Annotated in this window: 13 protein-coding genes; 8 read left to right on the top strand and 5 right to left on the bottom strand. The window is 72.4% G+C overall.

Features of this window, described 5'->3' with window-relative positions; all coding sequences use genetic code 11:
• Window positions 1-26 precede the first annotated feature (26 nt).
• Both ACIRL2_RS39560 and ACIRL2_RS39555 read right to left on the bottom strand, forming a co-directional pair.
• Window positions 27-1,022 (bottom strand): B12-binding domain-containing protein, encoded by a 996-nt coding sequence (locus ACIRL2_RS39560; RefSeq protein WP_402238926.1) that lies wholly within the window; start codon window positions 1,020-1,022, stop codon window positions 27-29.
• Window positions 1,019-2,749, bottom strand: coding sequence for a PP2C family protein-serine/threonine phosphatase (locus tag ACIRL2_RS39555; RefSeq protein ID WP_395869070.1), 1,731 nt, complete (start codon window positions 2,747-2,749; stop codon window positions 1,019-1,021). The genes ACIRL2_RS39560 and ACIRL2_RS39555 overlap by 4 nt, the downstream gene beginning before the upstream one ends.
• A 280-nt stretch (window positions 2,750-3,029) precedes the next feature.
• Between ACIRL2_RS39555 and ACIRL2_RS39550 the strand changes: the two genes are divergently transcribed.
• Window positions 3,030-3,425 (top strand): STAS domain-containing protein, encoded by a 396-nt coding sequence (locus ACIRL2_RS39550; protein WP_395869068.1) that lies wholly within the window; start codon window positions 3,030-3,032, stop codon window positions 3,423-3,425.
• A gap of 168 nt (window positions 3,426-3,593) precedes the next feature.
• On the opposite strand, the gene ACIRL2_RS39545 is transcribed toward ACIRL2_RS39550, so the two are convergent.
• Window positions 3,594-4,781 (bottom strand): phytanoyl-CoA dioxygenase family protein, encoded by a 1,188-nt coding sequence (locus ACIRL2_RS39545; RefSeq protein ID WP_402238924.1) that lies wholly within the window; start codon window positions 4,779-4,781, stop codon window positions 3,594-3,596.
• A 314-nt stretch (window positions 4,782-5,095) separates the two neighbouring features.
• On the bottom strand, window positions 5,096-5,839 hold the full coding sequence (locus ACIRL2_RS39540; RefSeq protein WP_402238923.1) for a FadR/GntR family transcriptional regulator: 744 nt from the start codon (window positions 5,837-5,839) through the stop codon (window positions 5,096-5,098).
• A gap of 253 nt (window positions 5,840-6,092) precedes the next feature.
• Here ACIRL2_RS39540 and ACIRL2_RS39535 point away from each other — a divergent pair, with 253 nt between their 5' ends.
• The 5 genes from ACIRL2_RS39535 (at window position 6,093) to ACIRL2_RS39515 (ending at window position 10,488) form a co-directional block, all read left to right on the top strand.
• Window positions 6,093-6,833 carry a (Fe-S)-binding protein gene (locus ACIRL2_RS39535; RefSeq protein ID WP_402238922.1) on the top strand — a complete coding sequence of 247 codons (741 nt, stop codon included), beginning with the start codon at window positions 6,093-6,095 and terminating at the stop codon, window positions 6,831-6,833.
• The gene (locus ACIRL2_RS39530; RefSeq protein ID WP_402238919.1) at window positions 6,830-8,401 is read left to right on the top strand and encodes a lactate utilization protein B; all 1,572 of its coding nucleotides are present in this window, start codon (window positions 6,830-6,832) and stop codon (window positions 8,399-8,401) included. The genes ACIRL2_RS39535 and ACIRL2_RS39530 overlap by 4 nt, the downstream gene beginning before the upstream one ends.
• Entirely contained in the window at window positions 8,398-9,099 is a 702-nt protein-coding gene (locus ACIRL2_RS39525; protein ID WP_395869058.1) for a lactate utilization protein C, read from the top strand. The genes ACIRL2_RS39530 and ACIRL2_RS39525 overlap by 4 nt, the downstream gene beginning before the upstream one ends.
• Window positions 9,100-9,129: 30 nt before the next feature.
• Entirely contained in the window at window positions 9,130-9,804 is a 675-nt protein-coding gene (locus ACIRL2_RS39520) for a hypothetical protein (RefSeq protein ID WP_395869056.1), read from the top strand.
• Window positions 9,805-9,939: 135 nt separating this feature from the next.
• Window positions 9,940-10,488, top strand: coding sequence for a type 1 glutamine amidotransferase domain-containing protein (locus ACIRL2_RS39515; RefSeq protein ID WP_395869262.1), 549 nt, complete (start codon window positions 9,940-9,942; stop codon window positions 10,486-10,488).
• Window positions 10,489-10,521: 33 nt separating this feature from the next.
• Here ACIRL2_RS39515 and ACIRL2_RS39510 read toward each other — a convergent pair whose 3' ends face one another.
• Window positions 10,522-11,091, bottom strand: a complete 570-nt coding sequence (locus ACIRL2_RS39510) for a hypothetical protein (protein WP_402238917.1) — start codon at window positions 11,089-11,091, stop codon at window positions 10,522-10,524.
• An 87-nt stretch (window positions 11,092-11,178) separates the two neighbouring features.
• On the opposite strand from ACIRL2_RS39510, the gene ACIRL2_RS39505 reads away from it, so the two are divergent.
• Together ACIRL2_RS39505 and ACIRL2_RS39500 are read left to right on the top strand one after the other, a co-directional pair.
• The gene (locus ACIRL2_RS39505) at window positions 11,179-11,856 is read left to right on the top strand and encodes a response regulator transcription factor (protein WP_395869052.1); all 678 of its coding nucleotides are present in this window, start codon (window positions 11,179-11,181) and stop codon (window positions 11,854-11,856) included.
• Window positions 11,857-11,999: 143 nt separating this feature from the next.
• Entirely contained in the window at window positions 12,000-13,361 is a 1,362-nt protein-coding gene (locus tag ACIRL2_RS39500) for a sensor histidine kinase (protein ID WP_395869260.1), read from the top strand.
• The last annotated feature ends 561 nt before the right edge of the window (window positions 13,362-13,922 follow it).

Raw genomic sequence — 13,922 nt, 5'->3', positions numbered from 1 at the left:
CCCGCCGATGGGGCGGTCGGTCCGGCCTACAACACCGCGCCCGCCGCTGTCAGGGTGGCGTCGGCTCCGGGGACGTGCGTCAGGCGCGCGGCGAAGGCGCGGTACGCGGCGGCGAGGGCCTCCCCGGGGACGCGGCGGTGGTCCAGGACGTCGGCGAACCATCGGGTGAAGTCGACGAACAGCGCGTGGTCGTCGACGAAGAGGGAGACCGCCAGCGCGTCGACCGCGGTCACCAGGCCGTCGCGCATCGTGGTGTCCGAGCGCTCGCCCTCGATCGGCACCAGCGCCGACATGCCCGCCGCCACCAGCGGTGTGCGCAGCAGGCCGACGCCGTCGTGCGCCGCGTCCGGGAGGTGGCGCAACCGCGGGGCCGGGGTGGTGACCGCGGGCCAGTCCGGGCCGGCCAGCGTGTCGGCGGCCCCTCGGGCGTCCGCCGCCCAGCCGTTCGCGCCGATCAGGCCCGCCCAGCGGCCGTCCGGGCCGAAGCCGGGGCCGCCGACCAGGACCGGTACCCCGACGCGGCGGGCCACCTCGACCATCGCCCGCGCGCCCGGCAGCGCGGTGGAGACCGTACAGCCGAGCGCGACCGAACCCGCCCCCGAATCCGGCAACATGCGGGCCAACTCGCCCGCGCCGGTGCCCGGTGGCAGGACCGTCGTGTCGATGCCGCGTACCCGCAACAGCGCGGCCAGGATCGTGGACGCGAGCCCGTGCCAGTCGCCCTGCGCGCAGCACACCACGACCCGGGCCTCGGATCGCGGTCGCGGCGTCGCGTCCGTGATCAGGTGCACGACACGACCGGCGACGTGCGAGGCGGAGTGTTCGCGCGCCACCGTCCACTCCCCGGTCGCCCACCGATCGCCCACCCCGCGCAGCGCCGGGATCACCAGGTCGGTCAGTACCCGATCGCCGGGCACGCCCTTGCCGAGCAGGTTCCGGACCAGGGTCAGTGCCTCGACCTCGTCCGCCTGTCCGAGGTAGGCGAGGAACAGGTCGAGTTCGTTGGAGACCACATGTGTCATTCGCCGTCCGGGTGTTCGGGTGGGATCGGGCCGTCGGGCTCGACCAGGTTCGGCAAGGTCTCGTCGTCGTCCCGGTAGGGGATGTGAATGCCCAGCAGGACCACGTCGTCCACGACGGGGGCGTCGCCCAGGTGTGCCATCAACCGTTGTTCGAGGCGTTCCACGAGCGCGTCCACCGGCATGCCCGCGCAGGACGCCAGGTCGTGCCGCAACGCCCGTACGCCGTAGGCTTCGCCGTCCGGATCGCGGGCCTCGGTCACCCCGTCGCTGTACAGGAGCAGCGTCGAGCCCGGCGCCAGCGGCAGTTCGTGCATCCCGAACACGGTGCCCGGAATGCCCGCGACCAGCGGATCGGTGAACTCCATCGCCTGCACCCGACCCGCCGGATCCATCCACAGCGGCGGCGGATGCCCGGCGCAGGTCAACCGGATCAGCGCCGAACCGTCCGGGTGCACCGAGCAGTCGCCGGTGATCGCGGTCAGCACGAGGGAGGGGTCGCCGAGGGTCAACTCCGCGTCCAGCAACGCCATGCGATGCGCGGGTGCGCAACCGGCGCTCGCCGCCGTACGCAGGATCAGCAACGATCGCGAGCTGAACATGCCCACGGGCGTGCCGCGTCCGCACACGTCGCCGACCGAGAACGCCCACGTACCGTCGACCGGGGTCGGGTGCACTGCGTAGAAGTCGCCGCCGAGGCCGTCGGTCAGCGAGACCGGCCGGTAGCGGGCCGCGATGCGTGCGCCGGGCACCTCCGGCAACGGGCCCGGCACCAGCGCCTGGGCCAACAGCATGGTGCGCCGGTCCTGTTCGACGTACAGGCGCGATGTGCGCACTGCGACGCCCACCCGCTCGGCGTAGTCGACGGCAAGCGAGATCTCCTCCTCGGTGAACGGGTCGGAGGTCGCCGAGCGCACGAACGTCAGCACGGAGGGCGCGTCGTCGTCGGTGGGCACCGGAACCACCAGCGCGCACCGGGCGTCCACCGCGATCAGGCCCGCGACCGCCTCGTCGGGCACCAGTCGGTGCAGCAACGCGCGGTCCATCAGCGGATGCAGTTCCTGGCGCCGGGTGCGCAGTACCCGACCCACTCCCGCCGGCGCCGTCCACGCGGTGCCCAGGCTGCTGGTCACCCGGGCGATCGGGGTGCCGGAGCCGGGTGCGTACGTCGTGCGCAGCCGGCCGTCCTCCATGCTGGGCACGGACAGCGCGACCCAGTCGGCCAGTTCGCCCGCGGGCAGCGTGGTGACCAGATCGGTGAGCCGGCGCGGATTGGTGGTCGCGGATAACACCCGGCCCGCCTCGGCGAGGAAGACCTTGCGCCTGCGCTCGGCCAACAGGGTGTCCTCGCGCCGCCGTTCGGCGGTGGTGTCCTGGACGTACCACACGTAGTGGCCGTCGCCCAGAACCGCGCGTCGGCCGCGCACGCGCCGGTCGTCCACCTCGCCGTGCCAGGCGGTCCCGGTCGCGGGCAGCGTGGGATAGGCGGTGCCCGGAAGGCATTCCGGCAGGAGCCGTGCGGCCGCGGCGTTGAGATAGCGCACGGTGCCCTCGGCTGTGAACACGACCACGCCGGTGTCGCTCTCGTCCAGCACCTCGGCGGGAGACCACGCCGGCGGCGCGGGCTCGTCCGGGGCACCCGGCGGTTTGAAGCCGTTGGTTCGTCGACGGGCGGTCGGCTCCTGCGTGTCGCTGCCCCGCTCGTCGCCGGAGGGGCGTTGTCCGGTCATGGCTACGGAATCCCTTGCGTCCGTGCGTTTCGAGCCGGCTCGCGTCGGCCCTCGCGCAACCTTCAAGGTACGACCGCGACGGCCGCCGATGTGTGGGTTCCAGCGGAATCACACCTATAGGGGAAGACGGTCCACGAGGGACCGACTCGGCGAGTAGGGTGCCGATGCGGTCTTGTTGTTTCGGGACGGATGTGGGGTTTCTCCCGAGACGTGCGAACCGTACCGAGCGGTCGTGCGGCGCGCGACCGAAACCGACACTTGATCAGGTGGAGTGCTCCATATGAGCCTTGACGATCTCCCACCGGACGACGTCGATCACACATCGTTCTCGGCCAGACCATGCGTCGTGCACGTCGCGCTGGAGGCCGACCTGGGCGGCACGGTGTCCGTGCACGGCGACATGGACATGACGGCGGCGCCGATGTTCCGGCAGGCGGTGGACCGCCTCGTCGACGAGGGCGCGCACAGCCTGCGGATCGACCTGACGGGTGTGCCGTTCATCGACTCGTCCGGTCTGGGCAGTCTGGTGTACGGCTACCGCCGCCTACGCGATCGCGACGGCGACATCGTGGTGTGCGGCGTCGGACCGCAACCCGCACGGGTGTTGCGGATCACCCATCTGGACCGCATCCTCCGGGTGGAATGCGCGACCGTGCACGCTACGCCGAACCGCTGAGCGGGGCCGCCGCGGATCCGGCCGCGGGCGCATCCTGTGACGGCGAAGTCGGTTGCTCCGAACGCGCGTTCGTGTCGCATGCGGATTCCGTCCCGGCTGCCCCGGTCGGCCGCGCCGATCCCCTCGCGGCCGTCCCGGCCGCCCGCGCCGGAGCCGACGCGGGCGGGCTCAGCGGCCCAGCCCGGCGTCCAACTCGCTCGCGGTTCGACTGCGGATCAGGTCGTTGACCGCCTCGCCCGGACCGACGTGCTCGAACAGCGTCGGCGGGTGGAAGGTGACGTACATCGTGCGCCGTCCGCCCATGCCGGCCGGAGCGGGGGAGGCGTGCAGCACGTCGGCCATGTGCACCGTCACGTCACCCGGATCGGTGGGCACCGCGAGATAGGGCAGGTCGGCCAGGTCCTCGGCCCTCGGCTGCGGACAGGTGCGGCCGTGCGAGCCCGGGATCGCCTCCAGGTAGCCGTTGTCGGCGCTGGAGCCGGTCAGTTGGATGCCGATCGCCACCGACGGGCACATGATGTGGTGGCCGCCCAGCCCGCAATCGGTGTGCCACGGGATGTTCGCCAGGCCCTTGAGTCGGCCGGGCGGCTTGAGCAGGACCGAGATGCCCTCCATCCGGTCGGTGGACGCGGCCAGGTCCGGGTGGATCAGCGTGGCCAGGCGGACCAGGCGCGGATCGCGCGCCAGCGCGCCGATCGGCGCCGAACGCTCGCTCGCGTAGACGATCCGGCACAACACCGGTTCGCCGTTCTCGCGCTCCGCCCACCAGGACCGGTCGTCGTCCGGGCGGGCCTCGGCCGCGAGCCGGTCCACCTCGGCCTCGAACGTGGCGATCTCGGCGGCGGAGAACACCCCGCGTACACGCATCACCCCGGTAGCCGTGAAGTGTTCGGCGAGTTCGCGGTCGGAGTGATCAAGCGTCAGTTCGGCGGCCGGGTCCACCTTTCGGCCCTGTCGGTCGAACACCTCGGTGCTGTGCGGGAGATAGATCTCGATGCCCTGATAGAGCGCCCGCAGCGCCGGTTCCCAGCGGAACAGGTCGACCAGGCTGCCGCGTTCGGTGTCCACGTCGCCCGCGATGGCCAGTGCCGCCGCGGTGCGCAGCAGGGTGACCAGATCGGTCCACGCGTCCGGGGACAACCGGATCACGCAGCCGGCGTCCGCGTCGATTCCCTCCACGATCCGCAACCGGGAGTCGTGCGGGCGATACGTCCACGCGCCGTCCCCGATCCGCATGCCGATCGGGTCGAGCCCGGCCAGGCCCGCCTCGGCCCGTCTGCCGTGCTCGCCGATGAGCAATCCGGGGACGATGTCCCGGTGGTACGTCTCCGCGTCGATCCGGTCGTGCCCGAGCATCCTCGCGACCTCCTGCGCTGTACGTTGCCGCGCAGTATGCCGGGCGAACGCGGTGGGTTACCAGAGCGTTTCGAGGTTTGCCCGAACGAGTGTCCGAGGCGGGCGGATCGCGCCGGGCGCGCCGCCGCGTTCGGGCAAATCACCTTGACGCACAAGGCGGGTGACGATTCGTCAGCTCCGGGTGACCGGGCGGGGACGAGCCGCCGACGATCGCGCGAGGACGGCTCGGCCCCGGACGGAGGCTGGACGAGGCGTCGGCTCCCGACGGGGCGCGGGACGAGGCGTGCACTCCGAGGCGGGCGTACGGCGACCCGTCAGCCCTCGTCGGGGCTCGCGTCCCGACGCACCCGGGCCACGTTCGGATACGCGCGGCGCAGGTGCACGGCCAACGCCTCGGCCGCCGCGCGTGGGTCGCGGGCCTCGATCGCGGCCAGGATCGCCCGGTGGTCCGCGCGCAACGCCCCGGTGTCCGGGCCCAGTTCGGCGACGGCGCGGCGCTGGTGCCGGCGTACCGTGTCGCGCAGCGCGCGCATGAAGGTGGCGACCAGCGCGTTCCCGGACAGTTCGGCGATCGCGGTGTGGAACTCGGTGTCCTGCTCGTTGAACCGCTCCGCCGACACATCCGGACCGTCCATCGCGGCCACGATCGTGCGCAGCCGGTCGAGATCGGCCTCGCTCGCGTGCCGCGCGGCGGCCTCGACCGCCCAGGACTCGATCAGCAGTCGGGTCTCCACCACATCGTCCACCGCGAAGTTGGCCAGGCCCAGGTGCAGGCCGAGGACGCCGGTCAGCGCCGGCCCGGCGGATCCGGCCAGGATCGCGCCCGCCTCCGGGCCACTGCCGGTGTTGGCGACCAGGACGCCCATCGCCTCCAGGACCCGCATCGCCTCGCGTACCGACGGGCGGCTGACCCCCAGCGCGGCGGCCAACGCGCGCTCGCCGGGCAACTTGTCGCCCGCGCGCAGTCGGCCGGTCGCGATCTGCTCCTCGATCTGCGCGACGACCTCCTCGAACGCGCGCACGCGCTTGACCGGGCGCCAGTCCGGACCGTCGTTCACTGGGAGGCTCCTCGGCGATTTCGGGGGTTTCGACTGGTTTCGGACGGCTTCGGCGGATCGACGGGTTACGTCGGAGCTTCGGGCTCGGGGACGCCGCCCGTGTCTTGTGGCACAGCATGACATGCCCTTAGCGTGTGCACACCACAGTGTGGTCAGACCACACGATTCGGCGTCGGACTCGGCGTCGGATTCCGCCTCGGACTCCTCCCAGGGCTTCGAGCCGGACCCGCCGATCCGCGAGGAGGCCGCCCGCATGCGCGTCGGGCTGTTCATCACCTGCGTGAACGACACGCTGTACCCCCGCACGGGCCGGGCCGTCGTGCGTCTTCTGGAGCGGCTGGGCTGCGCGGTGGACTTCCCGCTCGCCCAGACCTGTTGCGGACAGATGCACTGGAACAGCGGATACGGCACCCGCGTCGAGCCGATGGTCCGCCGGTTCGCGGACACCTTCGCGGGCTACGACGCGGTGGTCACCCCGTCCGGGTCGTGCGGCGCGATGATCCGGGACAACCACCCGCGCGCCGCCGCCCGGGCCGAGGACCCCACCCTCGCGGCCGATGTGGCCGCGGTGGTTCCGAAGGTGTACGACCTCACCGAGTTCATCGTGGACGTGCTCGGCGTCACCGACGTCGGCGCGTACTTCCCGCACAAAGTCGCCTACCACCCCACCTGCCACTCGCGCCGCCTGATGGGGCTCGGCGACCGTCCGACCGCGCTGCTGCGCGAGGTGCGCGGCCTGGAACTGCTCGGCCTGCCCGGCGAGGAGGAGTGCTGCGGCTTCGGCGGCACCTTCGCGGTCAAGAACCCGGACGTGTCCACGGCGATGGGCACCGACAAGGTTCGGCACGCGGCCGGCACCGGCGCCGAGGTGCTGTGCGCGGCGGACAACTCGTGCCTGATGCACATCGGCGGCCTGATGGACCGTCAGCGCACCGGGATGCGGGTCCTGCACCTCGCGGAAATCCTCGCCTCGACCGAGAAGGAGCCGGCATGAGCAAGGCCGTCCCGCCGACGGGCGCCACGTTCGTCGGCATGCCCCCCTTCCCCCGGGCCGCCCGGGCCGCCGTGGGCGACGCGCAACTGCGGCACAACCTGCGCAAGGCCACCCACACCATCCGTGACAAGCGGGCCCTGGTGGTCGAGGAACTCGACGACTGGGCCGAACTGCGCGCGGCCGGCGCGGCGATCAAGGACCGGACGCTGCGCCGACTCGACGAACACCTGCTCGCGGTCGAGGCGGCGGTCACCGCCGCCGGCGGCACCGTGCACTGGGCCGCCGACGCGGCCGAGGCGAACCGGATCGTCGCCGACCTGGTCAAGGCCACCGGCGAGACCGAGGTGGTCAAGGTCAAGTCGATGGTCACCCAGGAGATCGGGCTGAACGAGGCGCTCGCGGCCGAGGGCATCCGGGCCTACGAGACCGATCTGGCCGAACTGATCGTGCAACTGGGCGAGGACCTGCCGTCGCACATCCTGGTGCCCGCGATCCACCGCAACCGGGCCGAGATCCGGGAGATCTTCGTGCGCGAGATGGGCGAGTGGGGCGTCCCCGCGCCGGCCGGCCTGACCGACGACCCGGCCGCGCTCGCCGAGGCCGCGCGCCGCCACCTGCGCGAGCGCTTCCTGTCCGCGCGGGTCGCGGTCTCCGGCGCGAACTTCGTGGTCGCCGAGACCGGCACGCTCGTGGTGGTCGAGTCGGAAGGCAACGGGCGGATGTGCCTGACCCTGCCGGACACGCTGATCTCGGTGGTCGGCATCGAGAAGGTGGTGCCGACCTGGGCCGATCTCGAGGTGTTCCTGCAACTGCTCCCACGCGGTTCGACCGGTGAGCGGATGAACCCCTACACCTCGATGTGGACCGGGGTGACGCCCGGCGACGGGCCGCAGGACTTCCACCTGGTCCTGCTCGACAACGGCCGCACCGACGTGCTCGCGGACCGTACCGGCCGGCAGGCGCTGCGCTGCATCCGGTGCTCGGCCTGCCTGAACGTGTGCCCGGTGTACGAGCGCACCGGGGGACACGCGTACGGGTCGGTGTATCCCGGGCCGATCGGCGCGATCCTGGTGCCGCAGCTGCGCGGGATCGCCGGGCACCGGGTGGACGAGCAGACGGCGTCCCTGCCGTACGCCTCTTCGCTGTGCGGCGCGTGCTACGAGGTGTGCCCGGTCGCGATCGACATCCCCGAGGTGCTGGTTCATCTGCGTGAGCAGGTGGTCGAAGGCGGCGGCCACCGCGCCGAGCGGGCGGCGATGCGGGCGGCCGAGTGGGTGCTGGACGATCCGGGCCGGCTGCGCCGGGTACAGCGGGCCGCGTCCCGCTCGCGCAGGCTGATCCCCAAGCGGGCGCCCGGCCCGGGCGCGGCCTGGACGGACAGCCGGTCGATCCCGGCGGTGCCGGCGGAGTCGTTCCGGGACTGGTGGGTGCGGGAGCGGAGCGGTCCGGCGGGTCCGGTGCCTTCGTCGGCGCCGGGCGTCGAGGCGATCCCGGGCGTCGAGGCCGCTCCGGGTGGCGAGGTTGCTCCGGGCGTCGAGGCGGACGAGAGCGAGGGGGAGGGGCGATGAGTTCGCGCGAGGTGATTCTGGCCCGGGTACGGCGGGCGCTGGTGGACGTGCCGCGCGACGAGGTGTTCCCGGTGCCGCGCGACTACGCGCGGGCCCACGTGGTCGAGGGTGTGCTCGAACTGTTCGTCGAGCACCTGCGCGACTACCGGGCGATCGTGCACGAGGTCGCGGAGGGCGGGCTCGCGGATGCCGTCGCCGGCGCGGTCGAGCGACGCGGGGCCCACCGCGTGGTGACGCCGGCCGGGCTGCCGGCGGCGTGGACGGCCGGGTTGGCGGCGGGGGTGTGTGTACCGGATGGCTGGACGTACGGCCCGATCGGCGAATTGTCAGATGATCCTATAAATAACAGGCCGCTGTCGCTTTCTCCGACGGAAGCTCACCACCTCACGACCGCCGAGTTGGACGGTGCCGACGGCGTACTGACCGCGTCGGCCGTCGCGATCGCCGAGACCGGCACGATCGTGCTCGACGCCGGCCCCGGGCAGGGGCGGCGCGCGCTGACCCTGGTGCCGGACTGGCACCTGTGCGTGGTTCGGGCGCGGGACGTGGTCGCGTCGGTGCCGCAGGCGTTGGAGCGGCTGACCCCGGGCCGACCGCTGACCTGGATCTCCGGCCCGTCCGCGACCAGCGACATCGAACTGGACCGGGTCGAGGGTGTACACGGGCCCAGGACCCTCGAAGTCCTGATCGTGCGGTGATGTCCCGCCGATCATTTACAGTCCATAGGCGTGGCACCTGATACGAAGGCACTCGTCCGCTCGACCAAGAACCTGATGGAGATGGTCGACCTCCTGGGCAACACCAGCCCGCCCGAGGCATACGACGCGATCGCCGAGCAATTGGCGAACACCCGCCGACTCCTCGGCCAGTTGGCCGCGCCCGTACCGACCACCTTGTGCAACGAGCATCCGTACGGTCCGGTCGACGAGGATGCGCGGGACAAGTGTCTGTTCTGCGAGAACCGCAGGCGGCGTGGTCGGGCCCGGGACGCGGCCGACGCGCGGCCGCGCTCGGCGCCGTGCCCCAGGCACCCGGAGCGCGGGCTGCTCGCGTTGGGCGAGGTGTGTGCGCTGTGCGGGGGGCCGGAGGGCGGGTCGACCCCGCGTCAGGGTGTGCCGAGTGTGCGCGATCCGCGTCCGGCTCCGCTGTCCGGTGCGCGGGGTGTGGACATGCGGCTGACCGTGCTCACCCGGCAGCTCGCCGCGATGGCGGGCGAGGCCGGCCGGGACGCGCGCGGCGAAGCACTGCTCGCGGCGGCGGTCGATGTGCTCAAGGGCGCCCAGGGTCTGATCCAGGCGGCCAACGCGTTCACCGACGGGCGCGGCGACGAGGCGTACAACACGGCCACGCGGGCCGCCCGGGGCCTGCGGGCGACCGCCGCCGAGGTACTCGAAGACCTCTAGGACGGGGTTCGCCGGTCCTGCCGGCGCCGGTGCCGCGCCGGGTTTACGGCCGGGGTGGTCGGGCAGGCGGAGACCCGACCGTCGCAACCGTTCCGTACGGAGGGGTGTGCCCGCATGGCATCCGAGCTCGAGGGCTTGACCGTGGCATTCCTCGTCGCCCCCGAGGGCTTCGAGCAGGTGGAGCTGACCGAGCCGTGGCAGGCCGTGGAACGGGCCGGCGGATCACCCAAGCTGATCTCCACCAAAGCCGGCGAGGCGCAGGGCTTCGACCACTACGACCGGGGCGACACCTTCCACGTGGACGCCGGGATCGACGCGGTCGGGTCGGGCGACTTCGACGCGCTCGTGCTGCCCGGAGGGGTGGCAAACCCTGATTTCCTGCGGACCCAGCCCAAGGCGGTGGAGTTCGTCCGGCGCTTCTTCGCGGAGGGCAAGCCGGTCGCGGCGATCTGCCACGCGCTGTGGATCCTGGTCGAGGCCGACGTCGTGCGCGGGCGGCAGCTCACCTCCTGGCCGAGCCTGCGCACCGACTTGGAGAACGCGGGTGCCCTCTGGGTCGACGAGGCGGTGGTGGTGTGCACGGCGGGCACCAACACGCTGATCAGCTCCCGCAAGCCGGACGACCTGGCGGCGTTCGACAAGGCGCTGGTGACGGAATTCGCCCGGGCCGGGAAGAGCCGGTAGCGCACGGGTCCGCCCGGGCACGGCGGTGGGCGCTCAGGCCTCGTAGGTCGACGCGATCGGGTCGTGCCCGTTCCAGACCACGAACACGGACGAGGTCCGGCCACGGCTGACGAAGTCGACCCGGATCCATTGGTTGCCCGGCCACACCTTGACCGCCCACCCCGAGTTCGGCGTCGCGGCGATCAGGGTCGCGGTGGTGCCCTGGTAGCGGAACGAGGCCCGTCCGCCGCGCACCTCGAAACTCTGCACCGCGGCGACCGGCGGGCCCTCCCGGAGCCGGACCGGCGGCGCGGCCGGTGTCGTCGCGGCCTTGGGCGACGGCGGAGCCGAGGACGCGGACGGCGACGGGGACGACGAGGTCGGTGGCGGCGTGCGGTTGACGGCGGAGATCAGGTCCGGCTCCTCGGTACTCGGCACCGCGCCGGACGCCGTCGACGGGGTGTCCACCGGCGGCGGCGGTTCGTCCCCGGCGACCAGGGTCGGCGCCCGCGGCGGCTCGAACACGGTGTCGCGCAGCACGCTGCGCACGCCCCACCACGACAGCGCGACGGCCATCGCGGTGACCGCGAGCCACACCGATATCGACGTGATGGTCCTCCGCACGAGCCCTATCCTCTCGCCTGCGTTCCCGGCCCGGTGTTTCCCCTCCCGGGCCGGCCGGGGCGGAGAGTACGGGTACGGTTCCGAACCATGGCACAGGTGCTCGTGGTCGAGGACGATCAATTCGTACGTTCGGCGCTGATCCGATACCTCACGTCGTCCTCCCACGCGGTGCGCAGCGTCGGAACGGCCCTGGAGGCGTTGCGCGAAGTAGCCCTTTACCCGTTCGACGTGGTCATTCTGGACCTCGGCCTGCCGGACTTGGACGGATCCGAGGCGTTGAAGATGCTTCGCGGTATATCCGACGTCCCGGTGATCATCGCGACCGCCCGGGACGACGAGGCCGAGGTGGTCCGGCTGCTCAACGCGGGCGCCGACGACTACGTGACGAAGCCGTTCTCCGGGGAACACCTGGGCGCGCGGTTGTCCGCCGTGCTGCGCCGTGCGCGTGGGCGGACCACGGCGGACGTGTTCAGCGTCGGAGGTCTGCTCATCGACGTCCGGCGCCGGGAGGCACGGCTGGACGACCGGGAGCTGGAACTGACCCGACGCGAGTTCGACCTGCTGGCGTTCCTGGCCGCGCGGGCCGGGACGGTGGTGCCGCGCCGGGAGATCCTGGCCGAGGTGTGGGGCCAGTCGTACGGCGACGACCAGACCATCGACGTACACCTGTCCTGGCTGCGCCGAAAGCTGGGCGAGAAGGCGCGGGAGCCGAGGTATCTGCATACCGTGCGGGGTGTCGGGGTGAAACTGGAGCCGCCGGCGTGAGGCCCGGCCCGCGCGGGGGCGGGAAGGCCGGGCGGCGGGAGGATGCGGCGGATCGGGCCGGCGCGCCGGGTCGAGCGGGTGGCTCGGGTCGGGTCGGTGGTGCCGCGGGGCGGGAGGTGAAGCCGCCGCGGGCGCCGAAGGGCGTGCGGGGCACGCTTGTGCGTGTCTCGTTGGCGGTCACCACGATGGTCGCTCTCGCGTTCTTGATCCCGCTGGTCCTGGTGATCCGGGAGATCGCCGCGGACCGCACCTTCACCGACGCCGAGCGGCAGGCCGCCGCGCTGCAGCCGGCGCTGGTGATCACCACCGACCGGGCGACGCTGGAGCCGGCCATCGCGAGCGTGCCGGCCGGCTCCGGCGGCCGGATCGCGATCCATCTGCCGGACGGGTCGGTCCTGGGCCGGCCGCGCGCGAGCGAGCACAGCGTGGCCACCGCGCGCGAGTCGGCCCGTTCGTTCCGAGTCCGCGCGGGCGGCGGGTGGGCGCTGTTGCAACCGTTGTTGTTGGACCAGGGCAGAATCACCGTGATCGAGGTGTACGTCCCGGACGACGACCTGGAGCACGGCGTGAATACGGCCTGGCTGGTGCTCACCGGGGTGGCCGTGGTCCTGGTCGGCGGCTCGGTGGTGGTCGCCGACCGGCTCGGTGCGCAGGTGGTGCGCTCGGCCCGGGGGCTGGCCGTGGCGGCCCGCTCGTTGGGTACCGGCGACCTGGCGGCGCGGATCACACCCCAGGGGCCTTCCGAACTCCAGGAGGCCGCCACGTCGTTCAACACGATGGCGGATCGGGTCGAGCAACTGTTGGCCAACGAACGGGAGATGGCCGCCGACCTGTCGCATCGACTGCGTACGCCGCTGACCGCGCTGCGGTTGAACGCGGCGGCGCTGGGCGAGGACCCGGTGGCCGAGCAGACCCGCAACGCGGTGGCGCAGTTGGAGCGCGAGGTCGACGAACTGATTCGGACCGCACGGCGATCGAGCGCGTCCATCGAGGCGGTGGGCTGCGATGCGGCCGAAGTGGTGCGCGAGCGCATGGACTTCTGGTCCGCGTTGGCCGAGGACGAGGACCGACCGTGGCAACTGGTGGGCGCGGCCGAACCGGTGCGGGTCCCGGTGCCCCGGGGCGACCTGGCGGCCGGCTTGGACGCGATGTTGGGCAACGTGTTCCGGCACACCGAGGAGGGCGTGCCGTTCTCGGTGACCCTGCACTCGGGCCGGGACGCGGTGATCCTGCTGGTGGCCGACGGAGGGCCCGGGATCGCCGACCCGGTGAGCGCCCTGCGGCGCGGACACGGCCAGGGCGGTGACGGCTCGACCGGGCTCGGCCTGGACATCGTCCGGCGGCTCGCGGAGGCCACCGGCGGCGAGGTGGGATTGGGTCGCTCGGTACTGGGCGGCGCGGAGATCAGCGTGCGGCTGGGCGGGGGTACGACGGAGTCGGTCGTTCGGCGCAGCCGGCGGGCGGGCAAGAGCCGGCGCGGGCGACGGCGGCCGGGGGCGGGGTGAGGGGTTGCGGCGGTGCGGCGGTGCTGCGGTGCGCTGCGGTGCTGCGGTGCTCGTTCGGGTGGGTGGCGAAACGGGGATTTTCTCACTGTGAGTCACGGCGCGTGTGCCGGCCGGCACCTGGACCTTGATCCAACCTTATGTGGGCCTTAAACCCTTGCCTCGGGTCGAATCGGGTTGGGTGGACAGGTGTTCTTCGGCCACGGTTTTCACTAGCCTTCAGAACAGCGGTCCATTCGGAACCAACGGGACTCCCCCCTTTCCGAATGGCCCAGGCGCAGCCCAATCCCCCCCAGGGTCTGTAGCCGTTCGGGGATCTCGCATCCCCGGCCGCTCGTGTCCCCACCCCCACCCGGGGCACGACGGCAACCCGACCCGAGAGCGAAAACTCTCGGGTCGGGTCTTTTTTGTTGGGTTGCTTGTTGGGCGACTTCGTCGCCGGCTCGCGAGGCGCCGCTTTTTCTTTCCCCCGCTTCGCTCCTCCAAGAAAAAGCGGCGCCTCGCTCGGGACGGTGTGTCCCTCCGCTTCGCTCCGGGCCACACCGTCCACACCTGCGGCTCCGC

Source organism: Embleya sp. NPDC127516, from assembly GCF_044765325.1.
Taxonomy (GTDB): Bacteria; Actinomycetota; Actinomycetes; order Streptomycetales; family Streptomycetaceae; genus Embleya.
The sequence above is the reverse complement of the archived record's forward strand: the minus strand, read 5'-3'. Positions and strand labels throughout refer to the sequence as shown.